Consider the following 17,902-nt stretch of genomic DNA (forward strand, 5'->3'; position numbering starts at 1 on the left):
AGGAACTCGGCAAATTGACACCGTAACTTCGGAAGAAGGTGTGCCTTTAGTAGGTGAAGTCCCTCGCGGATGGAGCCCAATGAGGTTGCAAAAAATCGGTGGCTGCGACTGTTTAATAAAAACACAGCACTCTGCAAACACGAAAGTGGACGTATAGGGTGTGACGCCTGCCCGGTGCTGGAAGATTAAGTGATGGGGTGCAAGCTCTTGATCGAAGTCCCAGTAAACGGCGGCCGTAACTATAACGGTCCTAAGGTAGCGAAATTCCTTGTCGGGTAAGTTCCGACCTGCACGAATGGCGTAACGATGGCCACACTGTCTCCTCCCGAGACTCAGCGAAGTTGAAATGTTTGTGATGATGCAATCTCCCCGCGGAAAGACGGAAAGACCCCATGAACCTTTACTGTAGCTTTGTATTGGACTTTGAACGGATCTGTGTAGGATAGGTGGGAGGCTTTGAAGCCGGGTCGCTAGATCTGGTGGAGCCAACGTTGAAATACCACCCTGGTGCGTTTGAGGTTCTAACCTAGGCCCGTTATCCGGGCCGGGGACAGTGCATGGTAGGCAGTTTGACTGGGGCGGTCTCCTCCCAAAGCGTAACGGAGGAGTTCGAAGGTACGCTAGTTACGGTCGGACATCGTGACGATAGTGCAATGGCATAAGCGTGCTTAACTGCGAGACTGACAAGTCGAGCAGATGCGAAAGCAGGACATAGTGATCCGGTGGTTCTGTATGGAAGGGCCATCGCTCAACGGATAAAAGGTACTCTGGGGATAACAGGCTGATACCGCCCAAGAGTTCATATCGACGGCGGTGTTTGGCACCTCGATGTCGGCTCATCTCATCCTGGGGCTGTAGCCGGTCCCAAGGGTATGGCTGTTCGCCATTTAAAGAGGTACGTGAGCTGGGTTTAAAACGTCGTGAGACAGTTTGGTCCCTATCTTCCGTGGGCGCTGCAGATTTGAGGAAGCCTGCTCCTAGTACGAGAGGACCGGAGTGGACGCACCTCTGGTGTACCTGTTGTCACGCCAGTGGCATCGCAGGGTAGCTAAGTGCGGAAGAGATAACCGCTGAAAGCATCTAAGCGGGAAACTCGTTTCAAGATGAGATCTGCCGGGGCCTTGAGCCCCCTGAAGAGTCGTTCTAGACCAGGACGTTGATAGGTCAGGTGTGGAAGCGCAGCAATGCGTTAAGCTAACTGATACTAATTGCTCGTGCGGCTTGACCCTATAACTTTGATCTCATTGCAGATCAGGGTGTTATGCCAGGGTTGAACGCAATCAAAACCGAGTGCGCAAGCACTCAAGCTGATAAGACTCTATGAATTGGTCTTGTTGCTAGCAATAGCAACAGGGCAAAAAGTTATGCCTGATGACCATAGCGAGGTGGTCCCACTCCTTCCCATCCCGAACAGGACAGTGAAACGCCTCTGCGCCGATGATAGTGCGGATTCCCGTGTGAAAGTAGGACATCGTCAGGCTGTTATAGCGACGAAGGCCCGGCAGCAATGCCGGGCCTTTTGTTTTTTCCGAATCGGCTTCAGTTGGATACGATCGATCCTTCGATTCGCGCTGCGCCGCTACGTGTCAGATCGTCGATCAGTCCGCGGATCCACAGCTCCAACGGAACGTCGGCGAAATACCGCTCGTGCACCATGCCGAAATACGACGTCGTGCCTGCCCAGGCAAGATAGTCGCGCAAGTCGATGCGCTGCCATTCCAATAGCTTGAATTTCAGCAAGACCTTGGAAGCATGCCCTGCGTGACGAGCCGGTGACGCGACGTAGGCGTCCAGCCGGCTTCGCGCTCGAGCGACTGCACCAGGCACGTCGTGAAACACAGCGCCATGGCCAGGGACGATTACCCGAGGTGACAGGCGCTCGATCACGTCGAGTGTGCGCGCCACCTCATCAAAAGCAGCCACCCCTTCGAGCTCCGGAAAAACAATGCCGAAGCCGTTTTCCCACAGAGCGTCAGCCGACAGCAGGCACCGAGACATCGGCTCGAAGAGGATGACCGAATGAGGGTCATGCCCAGGGGCCGCATGCACTTCCCAGTCGAGGTCGCCCAGCCGCAGACACTCGCCTGGCGTCACGACGCGGTCGAAAGTGAAAGGTGGGCAGGTCTGACCTGTGGCGGAATAGGTTAGCGCAGCGGTGTCCCAGGATCGAACCGCCGTGGCCAATCCCGGCGGTATGCAGATCAAGGTGTCGGGAAACGCCCTTCGCAACGCAGAATTGCCGCCGCAATGATCACTGTGCAAATGAGTGTTCACCAGCAGTGTCAGCGGGAGTCCACGCAGGGCCGTCTGAACCAGCGTCACCGTCTGCTCTGCGTGCGTTGCATAACCGCTGTCGACCAGGGCCGCACTCTCCGAGCCGCGGATCACCACGTTATTGGACGACAGCCAGCCTCTTTCGAGGACGACCACGCCTTCGGGCAGGCCGGAAATCGCAGCGGACATCGACACCCGATCAGTGCGGAGCGCGCAATTCGCGCCGCAGGATCTTGCCGACGTTGGACTTCGGCAGCTCGTCGCGAAACTCGATGTAGCGAGGCATCTTGTAGCCGGTCAGGTTCTGCCTGCAATGGCTCGCAACGCCTTCCTCCGTCAAGGTCGGATCGTTTTTCACGACGAAAACCTTGATCGCTTCGCCCTGCTTCTCGTCGGGGACGCCGATCGCGGCGCACTCCACCACACCCGGGCACAGGGAAATGACGTTCTCCAGCTCGTTGGGATAGACGTTGAATCCACTGACCAGGATCATGTCCTTCTTGCGGTCGACGATGCGCGTGTACCCGCTCGGGTCCATGACGCCGATGTCCCCGGTGCGCAGGTAACCGTCCGACGTGAACGCCGTTGCGTTTTCTTCGGGCTGCCGGTAATACCCCGAAGTCACGTTCGGTCCGCGAATGCAGATTTCGCCGGATTCGCCCGCCGCCAAGGACCGTCCTTCGTCATCCTTGATGGCCACATCGATGCTCGGAAGCGGCAAACCGATCGTTCCCGAAAACTCCTGCGCTGTCAGCGGATTGTTCGTCCCGATCGCGCACGTCTCGCTCATGCCCCAGCCCTCGATCATGACGCAGCCCGTCGCCTGCTTCCATTGGCGAGCCGTGCCCTCCGACGCGGCCATGCCGCCCGCCTGCGAAACGCACAGGCTGGAGAAGTCGACGGACCGGAATTGCGGATGCTGCAGAAGTGCGTTGAACAAGGTGTTCACCGCTGGCAGCATGTGGAAGGGACGCCGCTTGAGCACCTCGACGAACTTGCCGATGTCCCGAGGGTTCGGAATCAACGTCATGTGCGCGCCCCATCGCATCGACAACAGGCACAGCGTCAAGGCGAAGATGTGATACAGCGGCAGCGCGGCGATCGCATTGGTGCGGCTGACATCGCCGACGCGCGCGAGTGCGGGGGTGAACCACGCCTCCGCTTGAAGGATGGCAGCGACGATGTTCCGGTGCGTCAGCACGGCACCCTTGGACAACCCTGTTGTTCCACCGGTGTACTGCAGGAACGCGATCGAATCCAGGGACTGCGCAGCCGGACGCAGGGAAAGCCTCGCGCCCTCGCCAACAGCGGCATTGAACGTCGTCACCCTTCTGCCGTCGCTCAATGGAAGCCGGTAGGCAGGCACCATCTTGGCCAGGTGGCGCACGGCGAATGTGATCCATTGGCCGTACACGGTGCCCAGCAGATCCCCCATGGCGGTGACCACCACATGGCGAACATTTGTTTGCCCGATCGCTTCTTCGAGCGTATTGCAGAAGTTTTCCAGGATCACGATGGCCGTCGATCCCGAATCCTTCAGTTGATGCTGCAGCTCACGGGCCGTATACAGCGGGTTAACGTTGACGCACGTGTACCCGGCCCGAAGCACGGCCGCCATGGTCACCGCGAACTGCGGGATGTTGGGCAGCATGATCGCCACCCGGGCTCCCGGCTCGAGCCCTTGCGCCTGCAGCCAGGCCCCGAGCGCCTTCGAGAGCTCGTCGACCTGCCGGTAGGTCATCCAGCGCTCCATGCAGACCGAGAAGGGACGGCCCGAATGCTTGCGGAAAGACTCCTCCAGCAGTTGCGTCACCGACGAGTACTGCTCCGGCTCGATCTCGTGCGGCACGCCCGGGGGATAGCTCTTGACCCACGGCTTCTGGTCCATGTTCGCTCGCTCCTTCATTGCGCATTCTGCGCACGCAGCACTGGTGGGGTTAGCGGGCTTGTCCTAGGATGGCGCGCAGCTCGGTCTCGCAAGCGACAGGATCGCAGTCGCTCAGCATGCGCATCAACCGTTGTTCGCGGTCGCGGATGATCGCCAGGAAACGTTCCGCGCCGCCGGACGTCCTGGCCACCTTGGCGAAGGTATCGAACCCGGCCTCCAGAAACCGCTGCAAGGAGCTCATGCCGGCCGCCGAGGCCGGGGCGCGCATCATCTTCAGCATGAGACGCAGTCCGGGCGTTCGCGTCAGGCGCGAAAGCTCGGCGCCGATGCTGATCACGGTTTCCAACTGCTTCTGCCGATCCTCGTTGCGTCCCACGGACTTCCATGCGCGCACGTAGCCCGCGACGTCTCCGTCGTCTTCAAGTCGTGTGACGGCCGCCATGCCGTGATCCAGCGATTCCGTCAACGCATGCAAGCGGGCGAGGCCGGCAGCCGTTTCGGCAACGTCGCGGGGGAACAGCCTTTCGACCGCGCTGGCGATGCGCGCAAACTGCGCATCCCGGTCTGCGTAATCGCGATCGCTGTACAGCTCCTCCATGAAAAAACGGGCCGCCAAAGCGTAAGGGCCGGATGCCAGCAGGTCCGCGTAGGTCCCGGCGAATCGCCGCGCCTGGAACCGCTTCACCTGCGCGACTGCCCGTCCGATGTCCGGTACGTCACGGCTCTCCTGGCGCAGCCGTTCGACTTCGGCAACCGCTTCGCGGATGGTTTGCGCCGTGTTCATGGGATTCAGAGTCTAGCGAGCGCCCGAACCGTGCGTCCGCCCCATGGGATACTTTCGCGCATGGCGGCTCCATCGCAATTGGCCCGACAGCTGCAAACGTACTGCGTGCTGCTCGGTGCAGTGGCCGTGGCCTGGCTTGCATGGCGTTGGAGAGATTCGCCCCTCCAGGCGACGGCGGGGGCAGCGGCGGTCCTTTTCGGCGGCCCGATCGTGCTTGGAATCGAGTTCTTCTTCCTCCGCTGGCTGGGCGGTTCACCGCAAGTGCCTCGGCCGTCAGCAGGGCAATTGGTGCGCGCGTGGGGGTCGGAGAGTGTTCATTTCTTCCAGACCTTTTGCTGGCGCCAGCCTTTCCGGTGGGACAGCGTTCCGGACCGGATCGAGGCCGCACCCGGCACCACGGGTGTCGTGCTGGTGCACGGCTTCTTCTGCAACCGCGGCTTCTGGACGCCATGGCTTCGGCGGCTCGCCGCGGAGCGCATCCCCACTGTCACCGTCAACCTGGAGCCGATTTTCGGCAGCATCGATGATTACGCGCCGACGCTCGCCGATGCGATCTCCAGAATGCGAGCGGCGACCGGCCGGGCACCCATCGTCGTCTGCCACAGCATGGGTGGGCTGGCCTTTCGCGCCTGGTGGCGTGCCAGTGGCAAGCCCGGGGACGTCCAGCACGTCATCACGATAGCAACGCCCCACCACGGCACCTGGCTCGGGCGCTTCAGCCGCCGGCCGAACGGCCGCCAGATGCGCCTGGCAAGCGACTGGCTGGCCGGGCTGGAGCAGCACGAATCGGCCGTGCGCCCGTTGCCGCCGCTGACATGCTGGTACTCGAACTGCGACAACATTGTCTTTCCGTGCGCCACCGCCATGCATGGTCACGCACAGAGCAATCGGTTCGTGCCCGGCCAGCCGCATGTCGCCCTGGCTTTTCATCCGGACGTGCTCGCGCACTGCATCGCCCAGGTCCGCGGCGCCGGTGTCAAGGTGAATTAGTCACCGCCGTGGCCAGCGAAATTCTCATCCGGGGCGACGGGCCCTTGCCTAAGCTGTGCCCTCCACAAGGGGGATGGCATGGATGCAGCAGCGGAGCCTGCGACGCAGGCGAACTTCACGCGCGAACGCCTGGACAGCCTGTCCGGCGGCTTGGCGGTGCTGGTCGACGAACTGGCCCACGGCGTGCTCGTGGCATCCACCAAGGGAGAAGTCCTTCACGCAAACCAGGCAGCGCGAACCGAGCTGGCCCGCCGCGAGATCCTCGGCCTGCACGACGGGCGCCTGCAAGCCGTCGACAGCCGGCAGGAGCGTGAATTGAGCCAAGCCCTGGCCAAGGCGGAGGCGGGGCGACGCAGCCTGGTGTCCTTGCGGTGCGGCAAGCGGGGCCGATTGAGCATCGCGGTGGTTCCCCTCCGATCCGACCGGCCGGCAGGACCCGCATACGTCGCACTGGTGCTGTCGCGAGCATCGGTTTGCGACCCGCTGATGCTTTGTTTCTTCGCCCGCACGCACGGGTTGACGCCGGCGGAGGAGCAGGTGCTGGCCGTCCTGTGCCAAGGCCATTCGACGCCGCAGGCCGCCGTGCAGCTGGAGGTGGCGGTGTCCACCATCCGCAGCCATGTTCGCAGCCTGTGCGCCAAGACGCAGTCGCATGGCGTGCGGGAGCTTGTCGGCCTTGTCGCGGTGCTGCCACCGCTGGGCGCCGCCCGGCTGCTGGACCCTCTGCACTAGGTCCACACCGCTTGCGCGCGCATGAGCGCGCCTGATAGAGTGTTTTTACAGGGGGATGCCATGACGATGGAGCAGGACAAGCTCATTGCGCAGCTCGAGCCCGGGGTCGCACGGCTGGCGGTCCGCGGCATCCGGCGCAGCTATCGCAAGAACACGATCATCCTGAACGAGGGCGAGCCGGGCGGATCGCTCTTCGTGTTGCTGCAGGGGCAGGTCAAGGTCTACGCCACGGATGAAAGCGGGCGGGAAATCACGTTCGGGACCATCCAGGCCGGCGATTACTTCGGAGAGATGTCGCTGGACGGCGGCCCTCGTTCCGCTTCCGTCATGACCATGGAGAACTGCCTGTGTTCACTGGTCTCCAGGGAGGCCGTGCAGCAGCACCTTGCGGACGAGCCCAGCTTCGCCCTTTCGCTGGTGACCCAAGTCATCCATCGTGCGCGTTCGGCCACCGAGACGGCGCGTCGGATGGCCCTGCTCGATGTGTACGGACGCGTGATCCACACGCTCGAAGGGCAGCAGGGGGCGGCGAGCAGCCAGGCGCCCGTGCAACTGACGCAGATCACCCACCAGCAGATCGCCAGCCGGGTCGGTGCATCGCGCGAGATGGTCAGCCGCTTGCTCAAAGACCTCGAAAAAGGCGGCTACGTCGAACTCGGGATCAAGCGCATCACGCTGAAGAAGAAACTGCCGGCACGCTGGTAGCGCGCCCGTTGTTCACTCGGCGGGCGCTCCCGCGTGCAGCAGCGCCTCCGAATACCGGCCCGCCAGCTCACCATCGAAAGGCGATGCTTGGAGGAAGGCGTTGACCGCGAAAGCGGGCTGCTTGGTCATGAGCCTTTGCAGCGCGGCATGGGCCTCGCCGAGCCGGTCGGTTTCCACCTGCGCCACCACCAGCGTGCGCCAGGCCGGCAGGTAGCGCGGGTTGCGCTGCACGGACTGCTGCGCGAGCCCGTGCGCCGCCTCGGAGTCGCCATCGGCCAGCATCACCATCGCGCAGATGGCCTCGTACAGGTACCGCAACGGCTCCAGCGACAGCGTACCCAACGCGCGCTCCGCGATGGCACGGGCCTGCGGGCCGCATTCCAGCAGCGCCAGCAGTTCTGCCTGGAAGAGGAGGGCCAGCGAGTGGTCGCCGCGCAGCCGCAACGCCTGCGCGTATCGGTCAGCCGCAGCCTCCTTGTTCAGTGCGGTATGCAGTGATGCGTGGCCATCGAGCGCAAGCACCAGGGCGGAACCTGGGTCGCCCTGCACACCGGCAGCCGATTGTGCGCGCGCCACCGCGCCCTCGTGCGCGGTGAAGCCCGCGCTGGCCTGTTGCACGCGCAGGACGTGCAGGTGCGACAGCCAGGCATGCGCGATGGACTGGCGACGCCAGCGGTCCACCAGGTGTTCCAGCATGGCCCTGGCCTGGTCCATGTCGACCGGGGCCAGCCGGTGCATGAGTCCGAGCGACGCCAGCAGCAAAGTCCCTCCTTCCAGCGACGGCAGCGGTCGGTTGCGCGAGGCTTCCACTTCCTGGTGGATCACGGCCCCATGCACGGCTGCCACCACGTGGGCCAGCAGGTGGGGGTGCATCGAAGATGGGTCGCGCAGCGCGCGGGCGAAAGTTTCGGCCCAGGTCACGTGGCCGTGGAGCGACTCGGTCAGCTCCAGGTAGAGCGTCACGGATCCGGCCGCTGCGCGGGTGCGGCCACCGAGCACGTACGCCGGGCCGGGTTGCTGCTGTCCCGAGGCGGTCGCATCGACTGGCGCGACCGGACTCATGCGCGACATGACGTGCAGGACGTCGCTGCGCGCGAGAGCAGCGACGATTTCGTCCGCCAGCGATTCGCCGTTGCTGCCCGGAACAGCCTCCCCTTCCGATGCGAAGGGCGTGATGGCAATGCGTGCACGCAGCGAAGGGGGTGCGGCGAGCGCCTGCGCCGGGATCACCGACGCTGCGCCCGGCGGCCCGACACGGAACGCATGCACCGGATCCCGCACATGCTTCAGGTGGCAGATGCCGAGGTCATCGATGGTTGCTCCCGCCCACTGCTGCAACTGCTCCCGCAGGGCAGCCGAGATGATGATTTCGTTGGGGCCGGCCAGTGCCGCGATGCGGGAGCTCAGGTTGACGTCGGGGCCATAGATGTCGTACTGGTCCTCCACGAGATCGGCCAGGTGGGCGCCGATGCGCAGGTGCATGCGCTCGTGCGGTTGCATGCTGCGGTTGCGTTCGTGCAGCCAGGCCTGCATGGCGAGCAGTGCGCGCATGCACCCCGCGGCGTCGGCAAACTCGAGCATCAGGCCGTCGCCGAGGCTGCGCCGCATGCGGCCGCCGTGCTCGGGCAACTGCTGCGCGACGAACGCGACGAAACCCTGCCAGCGTTCGATGAACGAGGGTGTGTCCTCCTCCATCAATCGCACCGACTCCACGACGTCGGCCATGGCAATCACCGTCCCGATACGGCTGAACGTCGACTTGTCGAGCCTGGCCATGAGCGTTGTCCGTCCGAACCGTTCTGGTTGTGTGAATTTGTAGCACGGATGAGTGTTCCGCGCGGTCCTCTGGCGTGCGGGTAAACCAACGAAATCAATGGTTTAGAGAGCTCCAACCTTGCAAACCTCGGGAAAACCCTTAAATTGGAAGGCATGTCAAACCAGCCCACCATCGCCCGCTCCGGGCCCATGGTGCCGATTCGGTCCCTCGGGGCCGCCCACCGCTCCCGCATCGCAGCCCACCTGCTGGCGCTCGATCCGCAAGATCGCTACCTGCGCTTCGGTTACCCGGCGAACGACGAACAGATCGAGCGCTACGTGGAGCAACTCGATTTCGATCGGGACGAGATCTTCGGCATCTTCAATCGCCGGCTGGAACTCATCGCAATGGCGCACCTGGCGTTCATCCACGAGCCGGGGGCCGCCGTCGCCGCCGAGTTCGGCGTGTCCGTGCTGACGAAAGCGCGTGCGCGCGGATTTGGTGCGCGCCTGTTCGACCGGGCGGTGATGCACGCGCGCAATGAAGGCGTGGAGCTGATGTTCATTCACGCGCTGTCGGAAAACACGGCAATGATCCGCATCGCCCGCAATGGCGGCGCCGTCATCGAGCGCGCCGGCAGCGAAACCGATGCCTACCTTCGGCTGCCGCCGGCCACGCTGGACAGCCGCGTGAGCGAAATGGTGGACGAGCAGGTGGCGCAGGCGGACTATCGCCTGAAGCAGCAGGCCATCAACTTCATGGCCCTGCTCACGCAGGTCCAGGAGATCCGCCGCGGCGCGATCGAGGCGCTCGGCAAGAGCGGCCGATGACCGGTCACGGCCAGGCGGGGAACCGGCGCGGTGCCGTTCCGGTATCCTATCGATCCCCCCACTCCGCCTCACGGCTGTGTCAGACCCCCATCCATCGCGCCCATCGCAAGACAAGCAGGACAAGCGCACGTTCCTGCAAAAAGTTGCCGAGTTCATCCACCCGGGACCGGACTCCACCGCCGAACTGATCGAAACCCTGGCGGACGCCGAGGACAACGACATCATCGGTCCCGAGTCGCGCGTGATGCTCGAGGGCGTGATCCGCATGGCCGGGTTGACTGCGGGCGACGTGATGGTCGCGGCGCCGCGAATGGACCTCGTGAACATCGACGCGCCGTACGACGAGATCCTCAACATCGTCATCACCACGGCGCACTCCCGCTTTCCCGTGTACGACGGCGACCGCGAGAACATCATCGGCATCCTCATGGCCAAGGACCTGCTCAAGCTGCAGCGTTCGCCGGACTTCCACCTGCGCGCGTTGCTGCGGCCGGCGGTCTTCGTCCCGGAGAGCAAGGGCCTGAACGACTTGCTGCGGGAATTCCGCGGCAACCGCAACCACCTGGCGATCGTCATCGACGAATTCGGCCGCGTGGCCGGGCTGATCACCATCGAGGACGTGCTCGAGCAGATCGTGGGCGAGATCGAGGATGAATTCGACATCGTCGAGGACGAGGGCGACATCTTCGGCCTGGCGGACCGCACCTACCGGGTGAGCGGTGACACGTCGATCGAGCGCGTCAACGAAGCGTTCGGCGTGAAACTCGTGCCGTCCGAAGAGGAGCGGGACTTCGACACCATCGGCGGGCTGATCGCCCACGAGATGGGGCACGTGCCCAAGCGCGGCGAGGAGGCCGCGCTGGCGGGCCTGAAGTTCGTCGTGCTGCACACCAAGGGCGGCGCCGTGCGCTGGTTCAAGGTGTCGCCCGTCGAGGGCGCCGGCGGCTCCGCTTGACCCCGCTGCGCTCGCTCGCGGCGCCAGCATGCGTGGCCCTGGCGGCCGGCGTGCTGCAGGCGTTTTCCATGGCGTGGCCGGTCGGCGGGCAGCCGCTGTGGTGGCTTCAATTGCTTTCGCTGGCCGTGCTGCCGGAGCTGCTGCGGCGGCAAGACTCGCGCGCCCGCGCGGCGTTCATCGGCTGGGTGTTCGCGACCGCGTGGCTCACCGCCACCTGGTGGTGGCTGTTCATTTCCATGCACGTCTACGGCGGCCTCGCTTCGCCGCTTGCTGCCCTGGCCGTGTTGTCGCTCGCCGCATTCCTGTCGCTCTATTACGCGCTGGCGGCGGCCCTGTTCAAGGGTGCGGCGAATGGCAGCGCGTGGCGCGACGGCGCCTTGTTCGCGGCCCTGTGGCTGGGTGCAGAGTTGTTGCGCGGAACGTTGTTCACGGGTTTTTCCTGGGGCGCGGGCGGCTATGCCCACGTCGATGGCCCGTTGGCGCCACTGGCGCGGTGGTTCGGCGCTTATGGCATCGGCGTAGTCGCTGCGTGGTTGGCTTGCCTGCTGTCCCAACTGGTCCAGCCCGGCGCCCGCCGGTCCTTGCGCTACTGGCTGGCGGTTGGTGCGACGGCGGGCCTGTTGGCCGCGTGCAATGCGCAGGCGCCCGCCGCGCCGGCCGCGGGAGACGGCGCGCGCCTGAGCGTGGCGCTGCTCCAGGGCAACATCCCCCAGGACGAGAAGTTCGAAGGAAGGAGCGGCGTGCCGCAGGCACTCGCGTGGTACGCCGAACAACTGCGCGATGCGAAGGCGCAGCTCGTGGTGACGCCGGAAACCGCCATCCCGCTGCTGCCGCAGCAGCTGCCGCAGGGTTACCTCGACGCGGTTCGAGCCGCCTTCGCGGATGGCCGGCGAGCCGCGCTCGTGGGCATTCCGCTCGGAGCGATGGAGGCGGGCTACACCAACTCCGTCATCGGGCTCCAGCAGGGCACAGACGGCTACCGGTACCACAAGCACCACCTCGTCCCCTTCGGCGAATTCATCCCGCGGCTGTTCAAGTGGTTCACCGCGATGATGAACATCCCCCTGGGCGACTTCAACAGGGGCGACGTGGGCCAGGCGTCCTTCGTCTGGGCCGGGCAGCGCCTGGCACCCAACATCTGCTACGAAGACCTGTTCGGCGAGGAGCTCGGCGCGCGTTTCCGCGATCCCGCGCTGGCTCCGACCATCTTCGTCAACGTCAGCAACATCGCCTGGTTCGGCGACACGGTGGCGATCGACCAGCACCTGCAGATCAGCCGGATGCGCTCGCTCGAGTTCGAGCGACCCATGATTCGCGCCACCAACACGGGCGCCACCGTCATCATCGACCGCGCGGGTCGTGTCACCCACGCCTTGCCGCGGCACACCCGTGGTGTTCTGCTCGGCGAGGTCGAGGGCGGCAGCGGCATGACGCCGTTTGCGCTCTGGGTGTCGCGTTTCGGGCTCGATCCCCTGTGGGCGCTGGCCCTGGTCGCAGCCATCACCGCCTGGCGCGCCGGCCGCCGCGGCCGCCCACACCCCTAAAATGGGCGGTTCCGCGGGCCGCCGGCCCGCGCCGACCCGGTTCCGGCTCCGCCGTCCCCGCCGCCAATGCTCACATTCCAGCAACTCATTCTGAAGCTGCAGTCCTATTGGGACGCCCAAGGCTGCGCGCTGCTGCAGCCGTACGACATGGAAGTCGGCGCAGGCACCTCGCACACGGCCACTTTCCTGCGAGCCATCGGCCCTGAACCCTGGAAAGCCGCGTACGTGCAGCCGAGCCGGCGGCCCAAGGACGGCCGGTACGGCCAGAATCCCAACCGCATGCAGCACTACTACCAGTTCCAGGTCGTGCTCAAGCCGGCGCCGGCGGACATCCTGGAGCTGTACCTCGGCTCGCTCGAGGCCGTCGGCTTCGACCTGAAGAAAAATGACATCCGTTTCGTCGAAGACGATTGGGAAAACCCGACGCTGGGGGCCTGGGGCCTGGGCTGGGAAGTCTGGCTCAACGGCATGGAAGTCACGCAGTTCACCTATTTCCAGCAAGTGGGTGGGCTCGACTGCAAGCCGATCACCGGCGAGATCACCTACGGCCTCGAGCGCCTGGCCATGTACCTGCAAGGCGTGGACAACGTGTTCGACCTGAAATGGACCGAAGGGCTGACCTATCGCGACGTGTACCACCAGAACGAGGTGGAGCAGTCGGCGTACAACTTCGAGCACAGCGATGCCGATTTCCTGTTCACCGCTTTCGGCGCGCATGAAAAGCAGGCGAAGCACCTGATGGAGCAGCAACTGGCGCTGCCCGCCTACGAGCAGGTCCTGAAGGCCGCCCACACCTTCAACCTGCTGGACGCCCGCGGCGCGATCAGCGTCACGGAGCGCGCCGCCTATATCGGGCGCATCCGCAACCTGGCGCGCAGCGTCGCCCAGAGCTATCACCAGAGCCGCGAGCGCCTGGGCTTCCCCATGGCGCCGCGTGAGTGGGTGGCCGAATTGCAGAAGAAGGCCGCTTGATGTCCGTGCAGAACCTCCTCGTTGAACTCTTCGTCGAAGAGCTGCCGCCGAAGGCGCTGAAGAAGCTGGGCGAGTCCTTTGCCGGCGTCCTGCTGGAACAGCTCCGGGCGCAGGGCCTGGCGTCGCAGGAATCGAAAGTGACGACGTACGCTTCGCCGCGGCGCCTCGCCGCGCACGTCACGGCAGTCGCTTCGCAAGGCGCCGACAAGTCGGTGTCGCAAAAGCTCATGCCCGTCAGCGTCGGCCTGGACGCAGCCGGCAAACCGACGCCGGCCTTGCTGAAGAAACTGCAAGCCCTGGGCGCCGACGCCGCGGCCGTGCCGCAGCTGAAGCGACAAATGGACGGCAAGGCCGAGGCGCTGTTCCACGACAGCACGGCCAAGGGCGTCCTGCTGCCCGAGGGCCTGCAGAAGGCGCTGCTCGAAAGCCTGGCCAAGCTCCCGATTCCCAAGGTCATGACCTACCAACTTGCGGACGGCTGGACCGACGTCAAGTTCGTGCGGCCCGCGCATGCGCTGGTGGCCTTGCACGGCAAGGACGTCGTGCCGATCCAGGCGCTCGGGCTGTCCGCCGGCCGCATCACGGGGGGCCATCGCTTCGAGGCAGCCGCTGCGACGGTCAGCATTCCCGACGCCGACAGCTACGCCGCGACGCTGGCGAGAGAGGGCGCGGTGATCGCCGGATTTGCCGAGCGCCGCGCCGAAATCGAGCGCCAGTTGCGCGATGCCGCCGCCAAGGTGGGGGGCGGCGTGCAGCCGATCGAGGACGATGCGCTGCTCGACGAAGTCACGGCACTGGTCGAGCGGCCCAACGTGCTGACCTGCCAGTTCGAGTCCGAGTTCCTGCAGGTGCCGCAGGAATGCCTGATCCTCACCATGAAGGCGAACCAGAAGTACTTCCCGCTGCTGGACGCGGGCGGCAAGCTCACCAATCGGTTCCTGGTGGTCAGCAACATCCGGCCGCAGGACCCCAGCGCGGTGATCGGCGGCAACGAGCGCGTCGTGCGCCCGCGCCTGGCCGACGCCAAGTTCTTCTTCGACCAGGACCGCAAGAAGTCGCTCGAGTCGCGCGTGCCCGGGCTGGACAAGGTCGTGTATCACAACAAGCTGGGCACGCAGGGCGAGCGCATGGAGCGCGTGCGGGCCATCTCCAGGGTGATCGGCGGACAGATGGGCAGCGATCAAGTCGCGCGGCAGGCGGACGTCGCCGCGCGCCTGGCCAAGGCGGATCTGTTGACCGACATGGTCGGCGAATTTCCGGAGTTGCAGGGCATCATGGGCGGCTACTACGCGCGCCACGACGGCCTGGGCGACGCCGTCGCTGCCGCCATCGAGGACCACTACCGACCGCGCTTCGCCGGTGACGCCTTGCCGCGCAACGACGTCGGGCTGGTCGTTGCACTCGCGGACAAGCTGGAGACGCTCGCCGGGCTGTTCGCCATCGGGCAGTTGCCCACGGGCGATAAGGACCCGTTCGCGTTGCGCCGGCACGCGCTGGGCGTGGTGCGCATGCTGATGGAAAAGGACTTGCCGCTTCAGCTGCACGCGCTGGTCACGCAGGCTCTCGCCCTGTTCCCGCAGGCGCAGCCGGGCACGGCGGAACAACTCACCGATTTCATCTACGAGCGGCTGTCCGGCCTGTTGCGCGAGCAGGGCTACAGCGCGCAGGAAGTCGAGGCGGTGCTGGCGCTGCGTCCGCAGCGCCTGGGCGACGTCGCCAAGCGCCTCGCTGCCGTGCGCGCGTTCGCCGCGCTGCCGGAGGCGCCGGCCCTGGCCGCTGCCAACAAGCGCATCGGCAACATCCTGAAGAAAGCGGAAAAGGCGGATGCGCACGTGAACGAGGCGCTGCTGAAGGAAGACGCCGAGAAGGCCCTGCACGCCGCGACGCGGGACATCGCGCCGAAGGCCCGCGCCCAGTTCGAAGCGGGCGACTACACCGGCTCGCTGCGAACGCTCGCGGTGCTGCGCGGCCCGGTGGACGCTTTCTTCGACGGCGTGATGGTCAATGCCGAAGAGACGGACCTTCGCCTCAACCGGCTCGGCCTGCTGGCCACGCTCCACCAGGCGATGAACCGCGTGGCCGACCTGTCCCGGCTGGCCCAGTGAACCTGCGAGGCGCACCATGAAGCTCGTCATTCTCGACCGCGACGGCACCATCAACGTCGACAGCGACGAATTCATCAAGACGCCGGAGGAGTGGCAGCCGCTGCCCGGCGCGCTGGAGGCCATTGCACGCCTGAACCACGGCGGCTGGCACGTGGCCGTCGCCAGCAACCAGTCGGGCCTGGGCCGCGGACTGTTCGACGTGGCATCGCTGAACGCGATCCACGCCAAGATGCACAAGGCGGTCGCCGCGCTGGGCGGCCGCATCGACGCGGTCTTCTACTGCCCGCACAGCCCGGACGAGGGCTGCCAATGCCGCAAGCCGGCGCCGGGCCTGTTCGAGCAGATCGGCGAGCGGTTCGGCGTTGATTTGCGCACTGCGCACGTGGTCGGCGATACCGTGCGCGACCTGCAGGCGGGCGCCGCCGTCGGCTGCCTGCCGAACCTGGTGCTCACCGGCAAGGGCGAGAGCTTGCGCGGCAAGCCGCTGCCCGAAGGCTTCCCTGAAGGTACCCGGGTGCATCGCGACCTGGCGGCCTTCGCCGAATGGCTGACGGCGCGCGTTCCCGCGCCGCGCGCCCCCTGAGCGATACTGCGCGCGCATGGCTTTCTTTCGTTCCCTGCTGCATACCCTGTGGATGCTGCTCACGGTCGTCCCCTGGGGCATCTGGATGGTGGTCGCCTCCATGTGGGCCAACGGCGAGCAGATGTACTGGAAGGCCGCGCGCTGGCTGACCTGGCAGATCGACGCCCTGCGCATCCTGTGCGGAGTGCAGGTGCGCGTGACCGGCATGGAAAACCTGCCCCAGGGCAAGACCAGTCCGGCCATCCTGCTGGTCAAGCACCAGTCGACGCTGGAAACCTTCCTGATGCCCTCGCTGATGCCGCACCCGCTGGCGTACGTCTTCAAGCGCGAGCTGATCTACATCCCGTTCTTCGGTTGGGCCATGGGCCGCATGGACATGATCCACATCGACCGCAGCCAGCGCGCGCAGGCCTTCAACAAGGTGGTGGAGCAGGGCAAGCGGCTGCTGGCGCAGGGCATCTGGGTGATCATGTTCCCGGAAGGCACCCGCATCCCGCGCGGCGAGCAGGGCGTCTACAAATTGGGCGGCACGCGGCTGGCGGTGGCGACCGGCGCGCCCGTGATCCCGATCGCGGTGGCTTCCGCCAAGTGTTGGCCGCGCAAGGCGTTCATCAAGCGGCCGGGCCTGGTGGACGTGTCCATCGGCAAGCCGATCCCGAGCCAGGGACGCGCGCCCGAGGAAATGATGCGGGAGGTGGAGGCCTGGATCGAGGCCGAAATGCGTCGGCTGGACCCCGACGCCTATGCGAAAGATTCCCAGCGCGAGCCGGCGAAGGTGTAATCGCGCGGCAATCTGCGGGCGCCGCCCTTAAAATCGCGGCCCATGCAGTCTCCGTTTCAGCTTTTTCTCGACCTGTTCGACGAGCCGAAACCGACACCCAAGCCGAAGTCCGCGCCACAGGTCCCGACCGACGAACTGGTCTCGTCCCCCGGCGAGCCCTTCGACCAGGTCCTTTCCCCGCAGGCTTTTCGCCACCCCGACGCCAACCGGGAGGTCCTGCTCGGGACGGTCCTGGTCGCCTACGAATTCCGCCGCGCCAAGCGCAAGAACATCGGCTTCACCGTCGGCGCCGAAGGCCTGGTGGTCAGCGCACCGCGCTGGGTGACCCTGGGCGAGGTGGACCGCGCCGTGCGCGAGAAGAAGCGCTGGATCGTGACCAAGCTGGAGGCGGCGCGCGAGCGGCACGACAGGCTGGAGGCGGCGCGCATCGACTGGAAGGACGGCGCCACCTTCCCGTACCTGGGCGAGACGGTCATCGTCGTGCTGGATCCGCGCAACGACGCGGGCGGCGTGCTGAACACGGACGGCCAGGCCCTGCCCGGCATGCCGCGGCTCACCCTGCATCTCGGGCTGCCGCAAACCGCACAGCCGGCGCAGATCCGCGATGCGGTCCAGGCCTGGCTGATGCGGCAGGCCAAGCGCCTGTTCGCCGAACGACTGGACCACTACGCACCGCAGCTGAAAGTGCAATGGCGCAAGCTGACGCTGTCCAGCGCGGGCACTTTGTGGGGGACGGCGCACAGTGACGGCTCGATTCGCCTGAACTGGCGGCTGGTGCATTTCGGCCTGCCGGTGATCGATTACGTGGTGGCGCACGAACTGAGCCACCTGCGCGTGATGGACCACAGCCCGCGGTTCTGGGAGACGGTCGGCACGGTGGTGCCGAATTACTCCGAACTGCGCAGCAAGTTGAAGGACGAGGCGATCCCGGCCTGGTGAGCGTGCCGGTTTTCGCCGGGGTCGCTACGCGAACCCGGCCTGCGATTCCGTCTTCCGTAGGTCG

At 65.4% G+C, this 17,902-nt stretch carries 15 protein-coding genes and 2 rRNA genes (1 of these 17 only partly in view); 13 read left to right on the top strand and 4 right to left on the bottom strand.

The genetic code is table 11. The annotated features are described in order from the left end of the window. Window positions 1-1,229, top strand: a 23S ribosomal RNA gene (locus WG902_RS21715) (it extends 1,651 nt beyond the left edge of the window). A gap of 138 nt (window positions 1,230-1,367) precedes the next feature. Then, window positions 1,368-1,480 (top strand): 5S ribosomal RNA (gene rrf / locus WG902_RS21720). A gap of 59 nt (window positions 1,481-1,539) precedes the next feature. Here rrf and WG902_RS21725 read toward each other — a convergent pair. From WG902_RS21725 to WG902_RS21735, 3 genes are read right to left on the bottom strand one after another with little or no spacing between them, the layout of a single operon-like run. Then, window positions 1,540-2,463, bottom strand: coding sequence for an MBL fold metallo-hydrolase (locus WG902_RS21725; RefSeq protein ID WP_340062301.1), 924 nt, complete (start codon window positions 2,461-2,463; stop codon window positions 1,540-1,542). Between the two features lie 10 nt (window positions 2,464-2,473). Then, window positions 2,474-4,162, bottom strand: coding sequence for an AMP-binding protein (locus WG902_RS21730; protein WP_340062302.1), 1,689 nt, complete (start codon window positions 4,160-4,162; stop codon window positions 2,474-2,476). Between the two features lie 49 nt (window positions 4,163-4,211). After that, complete coding sequence (locus tag WG902_RS21735; RefSeq protein WP_340062303.1) at window positions 4,212-4,946, bottom strand: FFLEELY motif protein; 735 nt, start codon at window positions 4,944-4,946, stop codon at window positions 4,212-4,214. A gap of 60 nt (window positions 4,947-5,006) precedes the next feature. Here WG902_RS21735 and WG902_RS21740 point away from each other — a divergent pair, with 60 nt between their 5' ends. The 3 genes from WG902_RS21740 (at window position 5,007) to WG902_RS21750 (ending at window position 7,373) form a co-directional block, all read left to right on the top strand. Beyond that, window positions 5,007-5,936: an esterase/lipase family protein gene (locus tag WG902_RS21740; protein WP_340062304.1), complete on the top strand. Its 930-nt coding sequence runs from the start codon at window positions 5,007-5,009 to the stop codon at window positions 5,934-5,936. 78 nt (window positions 5,937-6,014) lie between these two features. Further along, window positions 6,015-6,668, top strand: a complete 654-nt coding sequence (locus WG902_RS21745; RefSeq protein WP_340062305.1) for a helix-turn-helix transcriptional regulator — start codon at window positions 6,015-6,017, stop codon at window positions 6,666-6,668. A gap of 60 nt (window positions 6,669-6,728) precedes the next feature. Then, window positions 6,729-7,373 carry a Crp/Fnr family transcriptional regulator gene (locus WG902_RS21750; RefSeq protein ID WP_340062306.1) on the top strand — a complete coding sequence of 215 codons (645 nt, stop codon included), beginning with the start codon at window positions 6,729-6,731 and terminating at the stop codon, window positions 7,371-7,373. Window positions 7,374-7,385: 12 nt separating this feature from the next. On the opposite strand, the gene WG902_RS21755 is transcribed toward WG902_RS21750, so the two are convergent. Beyond that, window positions 7,386-9,149: an adenylate/guanylate cyclase domain-containing protein gene (locus WG902_RS21755; RefSeq protein WP_340062307.1), complete on the bottom strand. Its 1,764-nt coding sequence runs from the start codon at window positions 9,147-9,149 to the stop codon at window positions 7,386-7,388. Between the two features lie 153 nt (window positions 9,150-9,302). Between WG902_RS21755 and WG902_RS21760 the strand changes: the two genes are divergently transcribed. The 8 genes from WG902_RS21760 to WG902_RS21795 all read left to right on the top strand — a co-directional run bounded on the left by WG902_RS21760 (window position 9,303) and on the right by WG902_RS21795 (window position 17,838). After that, window positions 9,303-9,959, top strand: coding sequence for a GNAT family N-acetyltransferase (locus WG902_RS21760; RefSeq protein WP_340062308.1), 657 nt, complete (start codon window positions 9,303-9,305; stop codon window positions 9,957-9,959). A gap of 76 nt (window positions 9,960-10,035) precedes the next feature. Beyond that, on the top strand, window positions 10,036-10,914 hold the full coding sequence (locus WG902_RS21765) for an HlyC/CorC family transporter (protein WP_340062309.1): 879 nt from the start codon (window positions 10,036-10,038) through the stop codon (window positions 10,912-10,914). A gap of 68 nt (window positions 10,915-10,982) precedes the next feature. Continuing rightward, a complete protein-coding gene (gene lnt / locus WG902_RS21770) occupies window positions 10,983-12,458 on the top strand; it encodes an apolipoprotein N-acyltransferase (protein WP_340062393.1) in 1,476 nt (491 codons plus the stop codon). 66 nt (window positions 12,459-12,524) lie between these two features. Continuing rightward, window positions 12,525-13,430, top strand: coding sequence for a glycine--tRNA ligase subunit alpha (gene glyQ, locus WG902_RS21775; protein ID WP_340062310.1), 906 nt, complete (start codon window positions 12,525-12,527; stop codon window positions 13,428-13,430). Further along, window positions 13,430-15,535: a glycine--tRNA ligase subunit beta gene (gene glyS / locus WG902_RS21780; protein ID WP_340062311.1), complete on the top strand. Its 2,106-nt coding sequence runs from the start codon at window positions 13,430-13,432 to the stop codon at window positions 15,533-15,535. Before glyQ ends, glyS begins: the two co-directional genes overlap by 1 nt. Window positions 15,536-15,551: 16 nt before the next feature. Beyond that, window positions 15,552-16,118 carry a D-glycero-beta-D-manno-heptose 1,7-bisphosphate 7-phosphatase gene (gmhB, locus tag WG902_RS21785; protein WP_340062312.1) on the top strand — a complete coding sequence of 189 codons (567 nt, stop codon included), beginning with the start codon at window positions 15,552-15,554 and terminating at the stop codon, window positions 16,116-16,118. A 16-nt stretch (window positions 16,119-16,134) separates the two neighbouring features. Next, window positions 16,135-16,899 carry a lysophospholipid acyltransferase family protein gene (locus tag WG902_RS21790; RefSeq protein ID WP_340062313.1) on the top strand — a complete coding sequence of 255 codons (765 nt, stop codon included), beginning with the start codon at window positions 16,135-16,137 and terminating at the stop codon, window positions 16,897-16,899. Between the two features lie 42 nt (window positions 16,900-16,941). After that, window positions 16,942-17,838, top strand: a complete 897-nt coding sequence (locus tag WG902_RS21795) for a M48 family metallopeptidase (RefSeq protein WP_340062314.1) — start codon at window positions 16,942-16,944, stop codon at window positions 17,836-17,838. The last annotated feature ends 64 nt before the right edge of the window (window positions 17,839-17,902 follow it).

The sequence above is a fragment of the Ramlibacter sp. PS3R-8 genome, assembly GCF_037572435.1.
Lineage (GTDB): Bacteria > Pseudomonadota > Gammaproteobacteria > Burkholderiales > Burkholderiaceae_C > Ramlibacter.

Coding starts and splice junctions, on each gene's coding strand:
- WG902_RS21725 (WP_340062301.1), bottom strand. CDS start 2,463: ATGTCCGCTGCGATTTCCGGCCTGCCCGAAGGCGTGGTCGTCCTCGAA.
- WG902_RS21730 (WP_340062302.1), bottom strand. CDS start 4,162: ATGGACCAGAAGCCGTGGGTCAAGAGCTATCCCCCGGGCGTGCCGCAC.
- WG902_RS21735 (WP_340062303.1), bottom strand. CDS start 4,946: ATGAACACGGCGCAAACCATCCGCGAAGCGGTTGCCGAAGTCGAACGG.
- WG902_RS21740 (WP_340062304.1), top strand. CDS start 5,007: ATGGCGGCTCCATCGCAATTGGCCCGACAGCTGCAAACGTACTGCGTG.
- WG902_RS21745 (WP_340062305.1), top strand. CDS start 6,015: ATGGATGCAGCAGCGGAGCCTGCGACGCAGGCGAACTTCACGCGCGAA.
- WG902_RS21750 (WP_340062306.1), top strand. CDS start 6,729: ATGACGATGGAGCAGGACAAGCTCATTGCGCAGCTCGAGCCCGGGGTC.
- WG902_RS21755 (WP_340062307.1), bottom strand. CDS start 9,149: ATGGCCAGGCTCGACAAGTCGACGTTCAGCCGTATCGGGACGGTGATT.
- WG902_RS21760 (WP_340062308.1), top strand. CDS start 9,303: ATGTCAAACCAGCCCACCATCGCCCGCTCCGGGCCCATGGTGCCGATT.
- lnt (WP_340062393.1), top strand. CDS start 10,983: ATGGCGTGGCCGGTCGGCGGGCAGCCGCTGTGGTGGCTTCAATTGCTT.
- glyQ (WP_340062310.1), top strand. CDS start 12,525: ATGCTCACATTCCAGCAACTCATTCTGAAGCTGCAGTCCTATTGGGAC.
- glyS (WP_340062311.1), top strand. CDS start 13,430: ATGTCCGTGCAGAACCTCCTCGTTGAACTCTTCGTCGAAGAGCTGCCG.
- gmhB (WP_340062312.1), top strand. CDS start 15,552: ATGAAGCTCGTCATTCTCGACCGCGACGGCACCATCAACGTCGACAGC.
- WG902_RS21790 (WP_340062313.1), top strand. CDS start 16,135: ATGGCTTTCTTTCGTTCCCTGCTGCATACCCTGTGGATGCTGCTCACG.
- WG902_RS21795 (WP_340062314.1), top strand. CDS start 16,942: ATGCAGTCTCCGTTTCAGCTTTTTCTCGACCTGTTCGACGAGCCGAAA.